The sequence below is a fragment of the Nocardia brasiliensis genome, assembly GCF_042691675.1.
Lineage (GTDB): Bacteria > Actinomycetota > Actinomycetes > Mycobacteriales > Mycobacteriaceae > Nocardia > Nocardia brasiliensis_D.
In genome coordinates this window covers 677,564-694,989 of record NZ_CP170507.1, presented here as the reverse complement: position 1 = coordinate 694,989, position 17,426 = coordinate 677,564, and the positions used below count along the sequence as shown (strand labels likewise).

Below are 17,426 nucleotides of genomic sequence, written 5' to 3'. Positions count from 1 at the left end.
AGCTATCTGGGTACTCGCGGCAACCGCAGCCCGGCCGTGGCGACCAGTTCGCGCATCACCTCGTTGACGCCACCGCCGAAGGTCACCACCAGGTTCTGTTTGGTCCGCCGATCCAGCCAGGTGAGCAGCTCCGCGGTGCCCGGTTCGGCGGGATCGCCGTAGCGACCGACGATCTCCTCGGCGAGCCGACCGGCTTCCTGCAGTGATTCGGTGGAGAACACCTTGGTGGCCGACGCATCGGCGATCACGCTGGACTGGTCGCCGTCTACGCCTGCGGCGCGAGGGCCGGGCCCGGAGGCGGTAGCGGAGCGTGACCACGCAGGGCCCCCCGAACGCCGCGAATCGGATGCAGCCGCCACCTGCCAGTTCAACAGCTCGTTCAACCGGACCATGGCGTGGATGCGGCCCAGCGAGCGGCGCACATCGGTTTCGCCGAGCACACCGCGCGGCTGCGCCCAGTCGCGCACCCGGTCGTAGAGCTGCTCGATCTTGCCGGACGGACCGAGGCTGACCCGCTCGTGGTTGAGCTGAGTGGTGATCAGCCGCCAGCCCGCGTTCTCCGCACCGACCAGCATGTCCGCAGGTACCCGGACGTCGTCGAAGTAGGTCGCGTTGGTGTGATGCGCACCGTCGCAGGTGATTATCGGCGTCCACGAGTAGCCGGGATCGGTGGTGTCGACGATCAGGATGGTGATGCCACGATGCCGGGACTCGACCGATCCGGTGCGACAGGCCAGCCAGATGTAATCGGCCTCGTGCGCGCCGGTGGTGAAGATCTTCTGCCCGTTGACCACCCAGTCACCGGAGTCGTCCCGCACAGCCGAGGTCCGCAGCGAGGCGAGGTCGGTGCCCGCCTCCGGTTCGGAGTAGCCGATCGCGAAATGGACATCGCCGGACAGGATTCCGGGGAGGAACTTGTCCTTCTGCACGTCGGTGCCGAACTGCTGCAGGGTCGGGCCGACCGTCAACAGGGTGACCAGCGGCAGCGGCACATCCGCCCGCACCGCCTCGTTGAAGAAGATCTGCTGTTCGACGGGGCCGAAACCCTGTCCGCCGTACTGCTTGGGCCAGCCGACGCCGAGCCAGCCGTCGCGGCCCATCCGGCGCACCACCTCCCGGTAGGCGTCGCCGTGCCGGTTCACCGCCATCGCGGCTTCCTCGTCGGGTGTGACGAGATCGGCGAAGTAGGAACGCAATTCGTCACGTAGCCGGCGCTGCTCGGTGGTCAGGTCGATGAACATCTGGCCCCCAATCGATCTAGTCGGAACGATGCGCCGCCGAGCCAGCGAGCGATGTCCTTGGCTTGTGAGTAGTACCGGTGCATCGGGTGGGTGATGTCCACCCCGAGACCGCCGTGCAGGTGATGACATTTCTGCATGGCGGCGGGCAGATCCGCGGCCACACTGTAGGCAAGGACGTCGAGATCGTCATCGATCCGCGCCTGGTGCTCCGGGCTGGAATCCTGCTGTGCCAGCGCCCAATTCGCCGACACCGCGGCGACATGCAGGGTGCGCGAGACGACGTAGAGGTCGGCGATCTGCTGGGCGACGGCCTGGAATTCGGCTAGCGGCCTGCCGAATTGGCGCCGCGTTCGCAGATGCTCGGCGGTCAGCACGAGCGCACCCGTCAACAGACCGTCCGCGACGGCGCCGATCGAAGCGAGTGCCAACCGGTGTAGCTCCGCTAGCCCACCGGGCAGCAGCTGATCGGCCGGGATCCGCACCCGATCGAGTCGCACGGTGCATTCGGGAATACCGCCGGACACCGGGGACGGCACCCGGATCAACCCCTTGGCATCCGAATCGATCAGCGCGATACCGGAATTGGTCGGGATCAGCAGCCAACGGGCCTCCTCCGCGTACGGCACCGCGACCTTGTGACCGGTGATCCGCACCGAATCGCCATCGGCGACCGCCGCCGTCTCCGGCTTGACCGCGAACGGCGCGGCCGGTTCGCTCAATGCCGCGGTGAGCACCGCGCCCTTGGCCACCTCGGGGAACACCCGCTCGGCGACACTGTCCGGCAGCAGCGACAACAGCGGCAGCAGCCCGAAGCCCAGCGTCGGCAGGGCGGGCACCGCGACGGCGTCGGTCGCCAACTCGGTCAGCAGCACCGACACCTCGGGCAAGCCCATGCCGTCGCCGCCGAAGCACTCCGGCAGTGCGACCGACAGCAGCCCGCTCTCGACCAGGCTCGGCCACAACGCGATATCGCGTGCCGGTTCCCGCTCCAATAAACTCACGACGACCTCGGCCACCGCGTCCTGGCCCTCGTCCCTGGTGAAGTCCACGCTTTTACTCCAGTTGCCTTGTCGACTAGCTGTTGGCGTCGCGTGGTAGCCCGAGAATCCGCTCGCCAGCGACGGTCAGCAAGATCTGTTCGGTACCGCCCGCGATCGATAAACAGCGTGTGAGCAGGAATTCTTTTACCACCTCGGAGTCCTGTGCACCGGCGGGACCTGCCGTCTCCACGGCGAATTCCGCGACCGCCTGACGATGCCGGACGCCGACGAGTTTGCGCACACTGCTCTGTGCGCCCGGGTCGTCGCCCGCCAGCATCTTGACGGCGGCGCGCTGCTCGAGCAGCAGACCAGCGATGGCTTCGGCGACGAACCCGCCGAGCCGATCGTTCAGCAGTTCCGCACCCGGGCCGGTGGCGGGCGACTTCGCGATCAGTTCCTCCAGCACCGGCCCGATGCCGTTACCGCCCATGGCTACTCGCTCGGTCGACAGCGTGGAGCGCGCGATCTTCCAGCCGTTGTTCAGCGCGCCGACCAGGCAGTCGTCCGCGACGAAGACATCGTCGAGGAACACCTCGCTGAACCGCGCCTCGCCGGTGATCTGGACCAGCGGACGCACCTGCAGCCCGGCACTGCGCATGTCGACCAGGAAATAGCTGATGCCACGGTGTTTCGGTACGTCGGGGTCGGTGCGCGCCAGGCAGATCGCCCAATTGGCGCGGTCACCCAACGAGGTCCACACCTTCTGACCGCGGAGCAACCAGCCGCCGTCCACCTTCTTGGCGGTGGTGCGCAAGGCGGCGAGATCGGACCCGGCTTCCGGTTCGCTGAACAGCTGACACCACACGACTTCGCCGCGCAGCGTCGGCCAGGCGAAGCGGTCGATCTGTTCCGGCGTGCCGTGCCGCAGCAGCGTCGGCACCGCCCAGCCGCCGATCGCCAAGTCGGGCGCGGTCAGTCCGGCACGCCGCAGTTCTTCCGAAATCAGCAGGCCCGTCATCGGATCCGCAGCGCGACCGTATGGCGGCGGCCAGTGCGGGGTCGCCAGACCCGCCTCGACCAGTGCCACCCGCTGCTGGTCGGCGGGCAGCGCGGCGATCCGCGCCACCTCCGCCGCCAACTCGTCGACACCGCTACCGTCCACGGCCGCAACACCTTCGGCGGCGAAGACCCGATCGGCCCCGGTGGTGCGCCGGTGACCCGCGCGGGTCAGTTCGGTCACCCGGGCACGCCAGCGCGCGGACCCACCGAGCAACTGCCGCAACGCAACCGCCCGGCGCAGGTACAGGTGCGCGTCGTGCTCCCAGGTGAAGCCGATGCCGCCGAGCACCTGAATGCAGTCCTTCGCGGTATCGACCGCGGCATCCAGCGCGATCGCCGCGGCGATCGCGGCGGCGACCGGCAGTTCCGCTCCACCTTCGTCCACGGCGGCCGCGGCGTCGGCCGCGACGGCACGGATCAGTTCGGCCCGGCAGAGCATCCCGGCGCAGAGATGCTTGACCGCTTGGAACGCGCCGATCTTGCGCCCGAATTGCTCACGCACCTTGGCGTATTCGACCGCGGTGTCCAGGCACCAGCCGGCCAGCCCCGCCAGCTCGGCGGCGGCCAGCACCACGACCAGATCCTCGACCGCGTGCGGTGCCGTGAATATCTGATCGGCGGATACGCGCACGTCGGCGCAGTGCACCCGCGCTATCGGCGTACTCAGGTCGAGTGGCGAAAGGGGTTCCACCCGAAGCCCTTCGGCGTCCGGCGTGACCACCACCCACCGCTGCCCCTGCGGGCCGGAAACGGGCAGCAGCACGGCCGTTTCCGGTGCCGCGCCGAGCACGGAATCCCAGGTACCCGTGAGCAACAACTCGTCGGCTGCGGCGGGTACGCTGAGCTCCGCTCCGACAACGAAGTCGAGCGCGACGCCGCACGGTAGTTGCTCGTCGAGCCGTCCCGCGGTGATCAGATTGGCCAACGCCGTTGTCAGCACGGGCCCGCCGACCAGGTCGTGCGCGGCCTGTTCGATCAGCACGGCGAGATCGGCCACCGACCCGCCCGCTCCACCCGCGTCCTCGGCGACGGCGACCCGGAAGATGCCGAGCTCGACGAGACCGGGCCAGTACGCGCGCCAGAAGGAGCTCGGATCGGTTCGCATTGTTGCAATTGGACGCACCGAACCGGCCCATCCGCGCATCGACTCCTGGACGGCTTTATGCTCGTCAGTGGTGGCGATGGTCACACTCCGTACCGCCTTCCCGGCGTGACTCCCACACCTAGAACATGTTCTAATATCCTAGCTGTGCGGAAGTCAAGAGACGACCGCCGAGCCGAACCGATACTCGGGCCAGTACACGAACGACGTTTCCGGAAAGGACTCTCATCCATGGCCAGTCCCTCCCGATCGCAGCCGGCCGACTCGACCGCGGCGGCACGAGCGACGGCCGCGGAGGCGGTAGCGGAGCGTGACCACGCAGCGGCCCGCGAGCGCCGCCAATCCGGCACAGCGCCGGCCACCGCGACGGTCACGACGCTCAGCGAAGACGAGTTGAGCTCTGCCGCGCAGCGGGAACGGCGTAAGCGCATCCTCGATGCGACGCTGGCGCTGGCCTCGAAGGGCGGCTACGACGCGGTGCAAATGCGCGCGGTGGCCGAACGTGCCGATGTGGCAGTCGGGACGCTGTACCGGTATTTCCCCTCGAAAGTGCACCTGCTGGTCTCCGCGCTGTCCCGGGAATTCGAGCAGATCGAAGGCAAGCGCAAGCCGCTTGCCGGACAGTCGCCGCAGGAGCGCATGCATCTGCTGCTCACCCAGATCACCCGGATGATGCAGCGCGACCCGCTGCTCACCGAGGCGATGACGCGGGCGTTCATGTTCGCCGACGCATCGGCGGCGGCCGAGGTGGATCGGGTCGGCAAGGTGATGGATCGGGTCTTCGCCCGCGCCATGAACGACGGCGAACCCACCGAGCGTCAATTGGCCATTGCCAGGGTGATCAGCGATGTCTGGCTGTCGAACCTGGTGGCCTGGCTGACCCGGCGCGCCTCGGCGACCGACGTGACGGAGCGCCTCGAACTGACCGTCGATCTGCTGCTCGGCGACCGCACTTAGCATTCGGACACCTAGCGCATACCCGGCAAATTCGGGTCGCCCGTCGCTGCGGTGCCGAAAATCACAATCGCCCCGGCAGCGCGGCAGTTCCGCCGAATTGATGGCCGCGCCGGGCGCGGGCCGAGTGCGGATAACGCGAGTTTTGCGCGCGGCCCGCCACCCGGCCCGCGTCGACGTGCGCGCAGCACAGCCACCGAACTGACCAGTCCTGGCCGCTCGGACGCGCGATCGGTGCGCCCACGCGCACGCCGACCGGAAGTCGCGAAGAATTGAACGCAACGCACGCACAGCGGCGGGCGTCGGTGCGGCGAATTCAACCCAGTATTGTTCTGCCCGCCCCTGAAAAAACTCCTCCGATCACTAGGTTGGATGCGTGAGCGCACAGGATCTGCCACTGGAACTTCGTCGTGCACTGTCGACGGTCGCGCGCGTGCCACGACTCTTGGTCGCATCGGACTACGACGGGACGCTTGCGCCCATCGTGTCCGACCCGGCGAAGGCCTTTCCGCACCGGGAATCGGTGAGCGCGTTACGCGCGCTCGCCGGTCTCACCGGCACGACCGCCGCGGTCATTTCCGGCCGCGCGCTGCGGGACCTGGCCGCGTTGTCGCGACTGCCTGTCGAGGTGCAGCTGATCGGTAGCCATGGCTCGGAATTCGACGTCGGTTTCGTGCACGCCATCGACAACGACGCCAAACACCTGCTGCAAGAGGTGCAAACCGCGCTGACCCAGGTCGCCGCGGACAACCCTGGCGTCACCGTCGAGATCAAACCGGCCAGCGTCGCGCTGCACGTGCGCAACGCCAGCCCGGAGATCGGGCACCGGGCGTTGACCCAGGTCCGGCAGGGTCCGGCGTGCTGGTTCGGCGTGCAGGTGACCGAGGGCAAGGCCGTCATCGAACTGGCCGTTGTACAGACCGACAAGGGCACCGCCCTGGACACCATCCGGCATCAGGCCGGCGCGTCGGCCGCGGTGTTCTTCGGTGACGACGTAACCGACGAGAAGGCCTTCCGCGTGCTGTCCGGTCCCGACCTCGGCATCAAGGTCGGCGACGGCGACAGCCTGGCCAAGTTCCGGGTGGCGAGCACCGAGGCGGTGTCCTGCGCACTGGCCTTCCTGCTGGAGGAGCGGCGCACCTGGCTGGCCGGTGCCAGCGCGCCCCGGATCGAGCGGCTGACCATGCTGGCCAGTCCGCGCTCGGTGGCGCTGCTCACCCCCGACGCGACGGTCACCTGGTTCTGTCACCCGGAACCGGATTCGGCCGCGGTGTTCGCGCACCTGCTCGGCGGACCGCAGGCCGGGCACTTCACCATCGAGCCGGAACGGCCGGGCCTGCCGCTTTCGCAGCGCTACATCGACAGCACCATGACCGTCGAAACCCGGTGGGCCAAGCTGCAAGTGGTCGACTACCTGCCGCACGATGTGTCGCCGACCCGCACCGACCTGACCCGGGTGATCACCGGTGACGCCAAGGCCGTCGTAACCTTCGCGCCGCGACCGGAATTCGGTCAGGTGCCGGTGAGCATCGAGGCAACGGAGAACGGCCTGCGGGTGCTCGGCACCAACGATCCGACGGTGCTGCGCTCCCCCGGACTGTCCTGGGAGATCATCAGCGACGGCACCCACGATTCCGCGCGCGCCGTGGTCGACCCGTCGAAGGGCCCGATCGTCCTGGAAATGCGGTGTGGCACCGCCGATCTCAAGCCCGCCGAAACCAGCGAGCTGGAGCGTCGGCGGCAGGCGGAGAGCTACTGGTCGGAGTGGGCGAGCACGTTGCAGCTGCCGCCGCTGAAGCCGGATCTGATGAAGCGCTCGGCGCTCACCCTGCGCGGTCTGGTGCACGCCCCCTCCGGTTCCATCCTGGCCGCGGCCACCACATCGCTGCCGGAAGACATCGGCGGCGTGCGCAACTGGGACTACCGGTACTGCTGGCTGCGCGACGCGTCGCTGACCGCGCAGGCACTGGTGTCGCTCGGTTCGCTCGACGAGGCCGAGCGATTCCTCGACTGGGTGCACACGGTGCTGGAAACGCTGCCCGGCCCGGAGCGGCTGCACCCGCTGTACACGCTGTACGGCGAGACGCTGCCGCCGGAGGCCGTGATCGACCAACTGCCGGGGTACGCGGGTTCGCGCCCGGTGCGCGTCGGCAACGCGGCCAACATGCAGGTGCAGCTGGACGTGTTCGGGCCGATCGTGGATCTCATCGCCAGCCTGTCGCACGCCCGTGAGCTCCAGGGCGTCACCGATCCGGCCGCGGCGCTGCCGGACGCGGACTGGGAACTGGTGCGCGCCATGGTCGCCGCGGTGCAGCGGCGCTGGCAGGAACCCGACCACGGCATCTGGGAGATCCGCGGCAACCCGCGCCACCACGTGTACTCGAAGGTGATGGGCTGGCTGACCGTCGACCGGGCGATCACGCTGGCACAGAAGTTCGCCCGCGAGGTCGACCCGGCCTGGACGGTGCTGCGCGACACCATCGCCGACGAGGTGAAGTCCAAGGGCTGGAACGACGAGGTCCAGTCGTTCACCGCCGCCTACGACGGCACCGACCTGGACGCGGCGACCCTGCACATCGGGCTGAGCGGACTGATCGATCCGTCCGATCCGCGCTTCGCCGCGACCGTGGTCGCGACCGAGGCCGAATTGCGCAGTGGCTCAACGGTGTACCGGTACCACCATGACGACGGCCTGCCCGGCGGCGAGGGTGGCTTCCACCTCTGCGCGGCCTGGCTGGTCGAGGCGTACCTGCTGATCGGCAAGCGCTCGGACGCCGAGGCGCTGTTCGCCCAGCTGGTCGACGTCGCGGGGCCGACCGGCCTGCTCAGCGAGGAGTACGACCCGGTTGCCGAACGTTCGCTCGGCAATCACCCGCAGGCCTACAGCCACCTCGGCCTGCTGCGCTGCGCTCAGCTGCTCAGCCAACCGGTGGAGGCGCTGGTCTAGAAAGTTCCCTTACTTGTTCCGGGCCCGTCGACGGCCGCGCGCACGCGCGTCTCGGTCGGCGGGCCCGGGCTCGTCTCCGCTGCGTGCGCTTGCTAAAGTAAAACAGAAACCATTTCCATTAAGCTGCGTTGTGTCACCCGCTCGAGTGCGTCACCAGCTGTCGAGCGCCACAGGAGTGCCCCGCGTGAAGACAAGCCTTGCCATTCGGTTAGCCGGCGTCGCCATGGGGGCCGTTGCCACACTCTCGCTCGCCGCCTGCGGCAGCAGCTCCGGTGATTCGGGGAAACCCTCCGTCGTCGCGTCCACCGATGTCTGGGGCAATATCGCCGCCACCATCGCGGGACCGGACGCCGAGGTCGAGTCCATCATCACCGACCCGTCCGCCGACCCGCATTCGCACGAGACGTCGGCCGTCGAGTCCGCCAAGCTGCGCGACGCGGACCTGGTCGTCTACAACGGCGGCGGCTACGACGAGTTCGCCGAGAAGGCCGTGGCCGGGCGCGACAAGCGCACCGTCGACGCCTTCGAAGCCCGTCCGAACAAGGACGACGAGAACGAGCACGTCTTCTACGACATGAACACCGTCGCCGCGGTCGCCGACCGGATCGCCACCAGCCTCGGCGAGCTCGCCCCCGACTCCGCCGCCGCCTTCACCGAGCGCGCCACAACCTTCAAGAACCAACTCGCCGGCATCACCGCCATCGCGGGCAAGCTCGCCGCCGAGCAGCCGAAGACGCCGGTGCTGCAGACCGAGCCGCTGGCGCACTACCTGCTGCTCGCCGCCGGTGTCGACGATCGCACGCCGCACGAGTTCCAGGAAGCGGTCGAACAGGAGACCGATCCCGCCCCCGCCGCGGTCGCCGCGACCCGGGAGCTGCTGACCGGCAAGCAGGTTCGCGCCCTGGTCTACAACGTGCAGACGCAGGACAAGATGACCAAGGAGCTGCGCGCGGTCGCCCAGTCCAGCGGGCTTCCCATTGTCGAGGTGACCGAAACCATGCCCATCGGGGTCGATTACATTCAGTGGCAGACCAAGAACGCCGAGGCACTCGCCGCGGCGTTGCGTTGACCAGTACCGCAACGAACCAGGGAGCCGCGCTGACCGAACACACCGAACGGGCGCGGCAGGCACTCGCGTACGGCACTTCGGCGGTCCGGCTCGACGGGGGCCGGTTGTCGTTCGGCGACCGCACGCTCTGGCAGGGCTTGGACCTCGACGTGGCGCCCGGCGAATTCGTCGCGGTCCTCGGGCCCAACGGCTCCGGCAAGACCTCCCTGTTGAAGGTGCTGCTCGGCCAGCTCGGACTCAGCGCGGGCACCGCCGAGATCGCGGGCGCGCCCGCGCGCACCGGCAACCCCGATATCGGCTATGTGCCGCAGCAGAAGACGATCGACGCCGGGGTGCAGTTGCGCGGCGTCGACCTCGTCGGGTTGGGCTACGACGGCCACCGCTGGGGTCTCGGGCTCCGGGCGCGGGCCGAGCGCAGGCGCCGGGTCGCCGCCGCCATCGCCGATGTCGGCGCGGAGCGGTTCGCCGACGCGCCGTTGGAAACCATGTCCGGCGGCGAGCAGCAGCGGCTGCGGGTGGCCCAGGCACTTGTCGGTGATCCGAAGGTACTGCTCTGTGACGAACCGCTGCTCAGCCTGGACCTGGCGAACCAGCGGCTGGTCGCCGAGCTGATCGACCAGCGCAGGCGAACCCATGACACCGCCGTGCTCTTCGTGACGCACGAGATCAATCCCATTCTGCCGCTGGTGGATCGGGTGCTGTACCTGGTGGACGGCAAGTTCCGGATCGGCACTCCCGAGGAAGTGATGACCTCGGCGGTGCTGTCGGAGCTGTATCAGACCGAGGTCGATGTGCTGCGGGTACGCGGGCGGCTGGTGGTCGTCGGAACCGGGGACACGATGGACGCACTCGGTACGGCGGGGGCACACTGCCACGGTGACGTGGGCGACGGGTATCGCGCCGAAACTCCGGTGGTCACCGGCGTCGAATCGGATCCGCGTGGGGTCCGCCCGTGATCGACAAACTGTCCGGCGTCGTCGAGAAGATGTTCGATTTCACTACCACCGCGAACCTGCTCTCCTACGACTTCGTGCAGCAGGCGGTGCTGGCCGCCGCGCTGCTCGGGTTGTTGTCCGGGGTGATCGGGCCGCTGATCATCAGCAGGCAGATGTCGTTCGCGGTGCACGGCACCAGTGAGCTGTCGCTGACCGGCGCCGCCGCGGCCCTGCTCGCGGGAATCGGCGTCGGCGTCGGCGCCATCGCCGGGTCCGTGGTCGCGGCCGTGCTCTTCGGATTGCTGGGAACGCGCGCCAGAGAACGCGATTCGGTGATCGCGGTGGTGCTGTCGTTCGGGCTGGGATTGTCCGTGCTGTTCCTGTGGCTCGGCCCGGACCGGGCCGGGTCGAAGTTCTCGCTGCTGACCGGGCAGGTGGTCAGCGTCGGCAACAGCGGCATCACGCTGCTCGCGGTGTGCACCGTCGGCGTGCTCGCGGTGCTCGCGATGGTGTACCGGCCCTTGCTGTTCGCCAGTTCCGATCCGGAAGTGGCGGTGGCGCGCGGAGTTCCGGTGCGCGCCCTGTCGATCGTCTTCGCGGTGCTGCTCGGTATCACGGCGGCGTTCGGGGTGCAGATCGTCGGCGCGTTGCTGGTGCTCGCCCTGTTGATCACGCCTGCCGCCGCGGCCGCGCAGCTGACCGCGAATCCGGTGCGCGCCACCGTGCTCGCGGTGGTCTTCGCCGAAATCGCCGCGGTCGGCGGCATTCTGCTCTCGCTGGCACCCGGTGTTCCGGTGTCGACCTTCGTCACCACGATCTCGTTCCTGATCTATCTGGTCTGCCGAGTCGTCGGTACGCGGCGTCGCCAGGTTGCCCGCGCGCGTTGACAATTCCGCGGGCCCGGTGTCCGCGAGAACACCGGGCCGGTTCGAATCAGCCAGCGAGTAGGGCGATCAGGACCAGCAGCGAGCCGCCGAAAACCACTGCGTGCCTGGCGTTCTGCAGGTAGGGCATGACCCAGCGCGGGAAGGCGCCTTCAGCCGCCGCGAGCAGGGCGTGGGCATCGACCCGGTGCAGTTCGGGATCGTTCTTGCGCTGGAAGGCGGCCTGAACCGACTTCGCCGCGGTCACGTTGGTGTACAGGATCACGACATTGCCGAGCAGCACGATCGACTGGAAGGCCCAGGACAGGGTTGCGCCCCACTGGTTTCCGGCCAGGTTCAGCGCCGCCAGGACGGTCATGACCAGGGCGACGGCGACCGGAACGGCGGTCTCGTGGCCGCCCGCGTCGAACCGCATGTTGTTCTCCGCCAACACCGTGGTGCGCACGCCCTGGCGGGACAGTTCGGCCTCGGCGGCGGCCTTCGCGGCGGCGCCGTACCGGTGGCGCACCATCGGGATGCTGACGAAGGCGAGGGCGATCAGCAGCTGGGCGAAGGCGGCGGCGGTCATCATTGCGGTTCTCCTCATCGGGTGGTTCGGCGAGGTCCGGTAGGTCCTCGTTCGCGTTGACCCCACGATGTCGCGCGCCGCTGACACGGGGCTGATACGTACTTCGCCGCGGGCAACGTGGGGCGGACAGCTTGCTGAGGGCGGGTGCCGTCAGTCAGGTGGCGGCGGTTTCGTATGCTCGACGCACGCACCCCCGAACGATTGGTGACCACCGATGATCGACTTCTCGATTCCCGCCGAGCTCGCCGCCGAACGCGATCGAGTACGCCAGTTCGTCGTCGACAAGATCGTCCCGTACGAGCGGGATCCGCGACTCACCGCGCACGGGCCGACCGATGAGCTGCGGCAGGAACTGGTCGAGCTCGCGCGGGCGGAGAAGCTGCTGACCGTGCAGGCGCCGGAGTCGCTCGGCGGGCGCGGACTGACCCACCTCGAGCAGGCGGTGATCTACGAGGCGGCGGGCTGGTCCACCCTCGGCCCGATCGCGATGAACTGCGCGGCGCCCGACGAAGGCAATATGTTCCTGCTGTCCAAGGTCGCGAACCCGGAACAGGTCGAGCGCCACCTCGCTCCGATGGTTGCCGGGCATCATCGCTCGGTCTTCGCCATGACCGAGCCGGACGGGGCGGGCTCGGACCCGGCGCAGCTGGCCACCACCGCCACCTTCGACGGTGAGAACTTCACCATCAACGGACGCAAGTGGCTGATCACCGGAGCCAACGGCGCCAAGACCTGGATCATCATGGCGCGGCTCGCGGAGAACCCGCATCTGCCCGCGGGACCGACGCTGTTCCTCACCGACGGCGATCAGCCGGGCATCGTCATCGAACGCACCATGAACACGATGGACCGCAACTACGTGGCCGGGCACGGCGTCGTCCGGTTCGACAACCTCACGCTGCCGAAGTCGGCGCTGCTCGGCGAAGCGGGGCAGGCGTTGCGCTACGCCCAACTGCGACTGGCACCGGCCCGGCTGACGCACTGCATGCGCTGGCTCGGTGCGGCCGAGCGCGCGCAGAGCATCGCGGTCGATCACGCGCGCACCCGTACCGCGTTCGGCAAGCCGATCGGCGAGCACGAGGGGGTGTCGTTCATGTTGGCCGACAACGAGATCGCGCTGCACCAGTGCCGCCTCACCATCTGGCACGCCTGCTGGCTGATGGACAACGGCGAGAAGGCGCGGCACGAGAGCTCGATCGCGAAGTCGTTCGTCTCCGAGGAGCTGTTCAAGGTGGCCGACCGCTGCGTGCAGGTGCTCGGCGGCATCGGTATCAGCGACGAGACGGTCGTCGAAATGATCTTCCGGGATATCCGGGCCTTCCGCCTCTACGACGGCCCCACCGAAGTGCACAAGTACGCCATCGGCCGCAAGGTACTACGTGGTTGAGCGAGGTTTTTCGGCCCGGAGTCAGGGCGGCTCCGGTGCACTAACATCGCTGGCATGAGTTCGGAATTGCACGTCGATGTCGCCGCGGGCATCGCCGTGCTCACGCTCAATCGGCCCGCTCAGCAGAACGCCTTCACCCCGACGATGGCCGCCGAACTGAGTGCCGCGCTGCAGCGTTGCGATGTGGAAGACACCGTCCGGGTTGTCGTGGTGACCGGTACGCCGCCCGCGTTCTGCGCGGGCGCGGACTTGTCCAGCCGGGTCGGCGATGTGAGTGCGACCATCGAGCCCGCCCCGTGGCGGGTGCGCAAGCCGGTGATCGCCGCGGTGAACGGGCACGCCGTGGGCATCGGGCTCGCGCTCGCCCTTCAGTGCGACCTCCGGTACATGGCGCGGGATGCGGTCTACGGGCTCAACCAGGTTCGGCGCGGGGTGCTCGCGGACGGGTACGCGCACTGGACACTGCCCCGGCTGGTCGGCATGGCCAATGCCGCGGACATCATGCTGACCGGCCGCACCTTCGACGGCGACGAGGCCAAGGCGATGGGCCTGGCCAACAACTGTCTGCCCGGCGGCGAGGTGTTGCCGATGGCGCTGGCCGTCGCGCACGACATCGCCAACGGGTCTGCCCCGCTGCCGGTGGCGATGTCCAAGCGGCTGCTGTGGGAGGGGCTCGGGATGAGCCCGACCGTGGTCGGGCAGTTGGAGACCGACCTGAACGAGCACGTCAGCAAGAGCATCGACGGCGGCGAGGCGATGGCGGCGTTCAAGGAACGCAGACAACCCCAGTGGACCGGCAGCGTCAGCGAGGAATGGCCGGCCTGGGACGACCAGGGTGACCCGGCACGACCCAGCCTCGATTGACGGCGTAGCGCGAGCCGAGGACGGACCGCGTCAGGCGTTGCCGCCGAGCAGGATCATCAGGTAGAGCAGCGCGAAGACGATCATCAGGATGGTGCCGATGATGCCGAGGATGTACCCGACCACCACCTGCACCCGGCCACCGTAGCCACCGTTGGATTCCTCGATCTGATCCAGCGCGCGCTTGCCCATCGCCCACGCCATCGGCCCGAGCACGCCACAACAGAGCACGCTCGCCGCGCCGAGAAACAGCACCGCCGTCGCCCTCGGATGCTCGACCGGCTGACCGATGGGCTGGTTGGGTATGACCACGAGCCGAATTCTACGGGAGCGCCACCCCGATCATGTTTCGTTGAATTACGTTTCGCAGCGACTGGTTTCGCATGTACATGGGTAACTCGCCCGGTACGTCCAGAACTCGACAACGCAGCAGACCGTCGGCCGCCAACGTTTGACGCGCAGCACCCGGTCTGGCCTGAATACGCGGAGCGGCGGGCTAGCTCAAACCCTGCGCTGGCGGGCGATTTCGGCGAGAACGACGCCCGCCGCGACCGAGGCGTTGAGGGATTCGACGGGGCCCGCCATCGGGATGCCGAGGATCGAGTCGCAGTTCTCGCGGACCAGGCGGGACAGGCCCTTGCCTTCCGAGCCGACCACGATGACGGTCGGTTCGCGACCGTCGAAGTCGTCGAGGGTGGTGTCGCCGCCCGCGTCGAGGCCGACGATCTGGATGCCCTGGGAGGCCCAATCCTTCAGTGTGCGAGTCAGATTCGTCGCGCGGGCGACGGGCAGCCGAGCAGCGGCCCCGGCGCTGGTCCGCCACGCGACCGCGGTGACGCTCGCGCTGCGACGCTGCGGGATCAGCACACCCTGACCGCCGAAGGCGGCCACCGAGCGGATCACGGCGCCGAGGTTGCGTGGGTCGGAGATGTTGTCCAGCGCGACGAGCAGGGCGGGTTCCGGCGAGTTGCGGACCTCGGCGAGCAGGTCGTCCGGGTGGGCGTAGCGGTACGGCGGCACCTGCAGGGCGACGCCCTGGTGCAAACCGTTGGCGCTCAACCGGTCCAGGTCGGTGCGCGGCACCTCGAGAATCGAGATGCCCGCGTCGGCGGCCATCTTCACGCTTTCGGTGAGCCGCTCGTCGTTCTCGGTGCCGACGGCGACGTACAGGGCGGAGGCGGGCACGCCCGCGCGCAGGCATTCGACGACCGGGTTGCGGCCGAGCACCATCTCGGGGCCGTCGTCGTTCTTGCGTCCGGCCGTCCGGCCGCCACCGCGCTGACCCGCCGTCGCGGCCTTGGCCTTGGCGGCGGCAGCGGCCCGCTTGGCCGCGGGATGCTTGGTGCGTGCCTCGGCGGGCGGGGTCGCGCCGCGACCCTCCAGTCCGCGCCTGCGCTTACCGCCGGAGCCGACCACGGCGCCCTTTTTGGTTCCGCCCTTACGGATCGCACCACGACGCTGCGAATTGCCTGCCATTACTTGGCCTTTCCAGGTTGTGGCGCGTCCGGCGCAGAGCTCTGCGCAGCGCCAAGGGCCCATTCCGGCCCATTTTGCGTGTCGGTGACCTCGATTCCGGCTGCCTGCAATCGATCGCGGGCGGCATCGGCGCTCGCCCAATCCTTGTCTGCTCGCGCCTGTTGACGGCGATCGAGCTCGGCGCGCACCAGCACGTCGAGCGCGCCCAGTGCCGCCGATGAGTCGCGTGGGGTGAACCAGTGCGGATCCAGCGGGTCGACACCGAGGATACCGAGCATGGCTCGGACCTGTCCGGCCAGGTCCCGTGCGCTGTCGAGCGCGCCCGCCTCGAGCGCCCTGTTGCCCTCGTGCACGACGTGGTGGATCTCGGCCAGCGCCTTCGGCACGGCGAGGTCGTCATCGATGGCCGCGGCGAACCCGTCGGTCCACTTGCCCACCGGGATCTCGCCCGCGCGGTCGACGGTCCGATGTACAAAGGCTTCGATGCGCTGGTAGGACTGGGCCGCATCGTGCAGTGCCTTGTCCGAGTACTCCAGCTTCGAGCGGTAGTGCGCGCTGCCGAGATAGAACCGGAGTTCCACGGCGCGAACCTGTTTGAGCACGTTCGGCACCGAGAGCACGTTGCCGAGCGACTTGGACATCTTCTCCCCGCCCATCGTCACCCAGCCGTTGTGCAGCCAGTAGCGGGCGAAACCGTCGCCTGCCGCCTTGGACTGGGCGATCTCGTTCTCGTGGTGCGGGAACACCAGATCCATACCGCCGCAATGGATGTCGAACTCGGGGCCGAGGTAGAACTCGGCCATCGCCGAGCATTCCAGATGCCAGCCCGGCCGACCGGGGCCCCAGGGCGACGGCCAGGTCGGCTCGCCGGGCTTGGCGGCCTTCCACATGGTGAAGTCGCGTGGGTCGCGCTTGCCTTCGCCGGCGCTCTCCCCCTGGTGCACGTCATCGAGCCGATGGCCGGACAGGTTGCCGTACTCGGGGTAGCTGAGCACGTCGAAGTAGACGTTGCCTTCGGAGGCGTACGCGTGGCCGCGTTCGATCAACCGCCGCATCATGTCGATCATCTGGGTGATGTGGCCGGTGGCGCGTGGCTGCACGGACGGCGGCAGCACGCCGAGGGTTTCGTAGGCGTTGTCGAAGGCGCGCTCGTAGGTGGCCGCCCACTCCCACCACGGCCGGCCCGCCTCGGCGGCCTTGGTCAGGATCTTGTCCTCGATGTCGGTGACATTGCGGATGAACCACACGTCGTAGTCGTGCGCGAGCAGCCAGCGGCGTAGCACGTCGAAGGCGACGCCGCTGCGCACATGACCGATGTGCGGTGCGCCCTGCACGGTGGCGCCACACAGGTACACCGAGGCACGGCCGGGGACCAAGGGCGCGAAGTCGCGCATGGTCCGCGTGTCGGTGTCAAAGAGGCGCAATGTCACGGCGTTCGATCCTAGTCGGTAGATAAGCCTGTACCCGGACCGGCTCAGGTCCGTCGGAGCGGGGTCAGCGACAGGCTTGTAGCAGGGCGGTCGCTATCGCGGCAACGCCCTCGCCGCGGCCGGTGAGGCCGAGGCCGTCGGTGGTGGTGCCCGAGACCGAGACCGGGGCGTCGAGCAGTTCGCCGAGCACCTGCTGGGCTTCATCGCGGCGCGGTCCGATCTTGGGTCGATTGCCGATCACCTGGACCGCGGCGTTGACGATCTCGAAGCCGGCCTCGCCGAGCAACCTGCGCACTTCCTTCAGCATGGCGGCGCCGGAGACGCCTGCCCATTCCGGGCGGCCGGTGCCGAATACCGCGCCGACGTCGCCGAGCCCGGCCGCCGAGAGCAGCGCGTCGCACAGGGCGTGGGCGGCGACGTCGCCGTCGGAGTGGCCGGCGCAGCCGTCGTCGCCGTCGAACCGCAGTCCCGCCATCCAGCAGGGGCGGCCCGGTTCGATGGGGTGTACGTCGCTGCCGATGCCGACGCGCATG

General features: G+C 68.7%; 15 protein-coding genes. 7 read left to right on the top strand and 8 right to left on the bottom strand.

Translation table 11 applies throughout. From position 1 onward, the window contains the following. Window positions 1-2: 2 nt before the first annotated feature. From ACFK0J_RS03545 to ACFK0J_RS03535, 3 genes are read right to left on the bottom strand one after another with little or no spacing between them, the layout of a single operon-like run. Window positions 3-1,241, bottom strand: coding sequence for an acyl-CoA dehydrogenase family protein (locus ACFK0J_RS03545; RefSeq protein WP_378736515.1), 1,239 nt, complete (start codon window positions 1,239-1,241; stop codon window positions 3-5). Next, window positions 1,226-2,290 (bottom strand): acyl-CoA dehydrogenase family protein, encoded by a 1,065-nt coding sequence (locus ACFK0J_RS03540; protein ID WP_378736513.1) that lies wholly within the window; start codon window positions 2,288-2,290, stop codon window positions 1,226-1,228. Before ACFK0J_RS03540 ends, ACFK0J_RS03545 begins: the two co-directional genes overlap by 16 nt. 25 nt (window positions 2,291-2,315) lie before the next feature. Next, window positions 2,316-4,469: an acyl-CoA dehydrogenase family protein gene (locus ACFK0J_RS03535; protein WP_378736511.1), complete on the bottom strand. Its 2,154-nt coding sequence runs from the start codon at window positions 4,467-4,469 to the stop codon at window positions 2,316-2,318. A 144-nt stretch (window positions 4,470-4,613) separates the two neighbouring features. Between ACFK0J_RS03535 and kstR the strand changes: the two genes are divergently transcribed. The 5 genes from kstR (at window position 4,614) to ACFK0J_RS03510 (ending at window position 11,174) form a co-directional block, all read left to right on the top strand. Further along, window positions 4,614-5,339 carry a cholesterol catabolism transcriptional regulator KstR gene (gene kstR / locus ACFK0J_RS03530; RefSeq protein ID WP_378736509.1) on the top strand — a complete coding sequence of 242 codons (726 nt, stop codon included), beginning with the start codon at window positions 4,614-4,616 and terminating at the stop codon, window positions 5,337-5,339. Window positions 5,340-5,712: 373 nt separating this feature from the next. Continuing rightward, window positions 5,713-8,283, top strand: coding sequence for a trehalose-phosphatase (otsB, locus tag ACFK0J_RS03525; protein WP_378736507.1), 2,571 nt, complete (start codon window positions 5,713-5,715; stop codon window positions 8,281-8,283). A gap of 184 nt (window positions 8,284-8,467) precedes the next feature. Beyond that, window positions 8,468-9,352: a metal ABC transporter solute-binding protein, Zn/Mn family gene (locus tag ACFK0J_RS03520; protein ID WP_378736505.1), complete on the top strand. Its 885-nt coding sequence runs from the start codon at window positions 8,468-8,470 to the stop codon at window positions 9,350-9,352. Window positions 9,353-9,381: 29 nt separating this feature from the next. Then, window positions 9,382-10,308, top strand: a complete 927-nt coding sequence (locus ACFK0J_RS03515) for a metal ABC transporter ATP-binding protein (protein WP_378742603.1) — start codon at window positions 9,382-9,384, stop codon at window positions 10,306-10,308. Window positions 10,309-10,337: 29 nt separating this feature from the next. Beyond that, window positions 10,338-11,174, top strand: a complete 837-nt coding sequence (locus tag ACFK0J_RS03510; protein ID WP_378742601.1) for a metal ABC transporter permease — start codon at window positions 10,338-10,340, stop codon at window positions 11,172-11,174. Between the two features lie 46 nt (window positions 11,175-11,220). Here the strand turns inward: ACFK0J_RS03510 and ACFK0J_RS03505 are convergent, their stop codons facing one another. Then, window positions 11,221-11,742: a hypothetical protein gene (locus ACFK0J_RS03505; RefSeq protein ID WP_378736503.1), complete on the bottom strand. Its 522-nt coding sequence runs from the start codon at window positions 11,740-11,742 to the stop codon at window positions 11,221-11,223. 211 nt (window positions 11,743-11,953) lie between these two features. Between ACFK0J_RS03505 and ACFK0J_RS03500 the strand changes: the two genes are divergently transcribed. Next, complete coding sequence (locus tag ACFK0J_RS03500; protein WP_378736501.1) at window positions 11,954-13,126, top strand: acyl-CoA dehydrogenase family protein; 1,173 nt, start codon at window positions 11,954-11,956, stop codon at window positions 13,124-13,126. Window positions 13,127-13,180: 54 nt separating this feature from the next. Then, window positions 13,181-13,990 (top strand): enoyl-CoA hydratase/isomerase family protein, encoded by an 810-nt coding sequence (locus tag ACFK0J_RS03495; protein WP_378736499.1) that lies wholly within the window; start codon window positions 13,181-13,183, stop codon window positions 13,988-13,990. A gap of 30 nt (window positions 13,991-14,020) precedes the next feature. Here ACFK0J_RS03495 and ACFK0J_RS03490 read toward each other — a convergent pair whose 3' ends face one another. The 4 genes from ACFK0J_RS03490 to ispF form a co-directional block, all read right to left on the bottom strand. After that, window positions 14,021-14,299 carry a DUF4190 domain-containing protein gene (locus tag ACFK0J_RS03490; protein ID WP_378736497.1) on the bottom strand — a complete coding sequence of 93 codons (279 nt, stop codon included), beginning with the start codon at window positions 14,297-14,299 and terminating at the stop codon, window positions 14,021-14,023. Window positions 14,300-14,488: 189 nt separating this feature from the next. After that, complete coding sequence (gene rlmB / locus ACFK0J_RS03485) at window positions 14,489-15,463, bottom strand: 23S rRNA (guanosine(2251)-2'-O)-methyltransferase RlmB (protein ID WP_378736495.1); 975 nt, start codon at window positions 15,461-15,463, stop codon at window positions 14,489-14,491. Then, window positions 15,463-16,893 (bottom strand): cysteine--tRNA ligase, encoded by a 1,431-nt coding sequence (gene cysS, locus ACFK0J_RS03480; RefSeq protein ID WP_378736493.1) that lies wholly within the window; start codon window positions 16,891-16,893, stop codon window positions 15,463-15,465. The genes rlmB and cysS overlap by 1 nt, the downstream gene beginning before the upstream one ends. Before the next feature lie 64 nt (window positions 16,894-16,957). Continuing rightward, a complete protein-coding gene (gene ispF, locus ACFK0J_RS03475) occupies window positions 16,958-17,425 on the bottom strand; it encodes a 2-C-methyl-D-erythritol 2,4-cyclodiphosphate synthase (RefSeq protein WP_378742599.1) in 468 nt (155 codons plus the stop codon). Between the last annotated feature and the right edge of the window lies 1 nt (window position 17,426).

Excerpts from the sequence above, each read along its gene's own strand:
- rlmB (WP_378736495.1), bottom strand. The coding sequence starts at position 15,463 with ATGGCAGGCAATTCGCAGCGTCGTGGTGCGATCCGTAAGGGCGGAACC.
- ACFK0J_RS03510 (WP_378742601.1), top strand. The coding sequence starts at position 10,338 with ATGTTCGATTTCACTACCACCGCGAACCTGCTCTCCTACGACTTCGTG.
- ACFK0J_RS03545 (WP_378736515.1), bottom strand. The coding sequence starts at position 1,241 with ATGTTCATCGACCTGACCACCGAGCAGCGCCGGCTACGTGACGAATTG.
- ACFK0J_RS03500 (WP_378736501.1), top strand. The coding sequence starts at position 11,954 with ATGATCGACTTCTCGATTCCCGCCGAGCTCGCCGCCGAACGCGATCGA.
- ispF (WP_378742599.1), bottom strand. The coding sequence starts at position 17,425 with ATGCGCGTCGGCATCGGCAGCGACGTACACCCCATCGAACCGGGCCGC.
- kstR (WP_378736509.1), top strand. The coding sequence starts at position 4,614 with ATGGCCAGTCCCTCCCGATCGCAGCCGGCCGACTCGACCGCGGCGGCA.
- ACFK0J_RS03495 (WP_378736499.1), top strand. The coding sequence starts at position 13,181 with ATGAGTTCGGAATTGCACGTCGATGTCGCCGCGGGCATCGCCGTGCTC.
- ACFK0J_RS03505 (WP_378736503.1), bottom strand. The coding sequence starts at position 11,742 with ATGATGACCGCCGCCGCCTTCGCCCAGCTGCTGATCGCCCTCGCCTTC.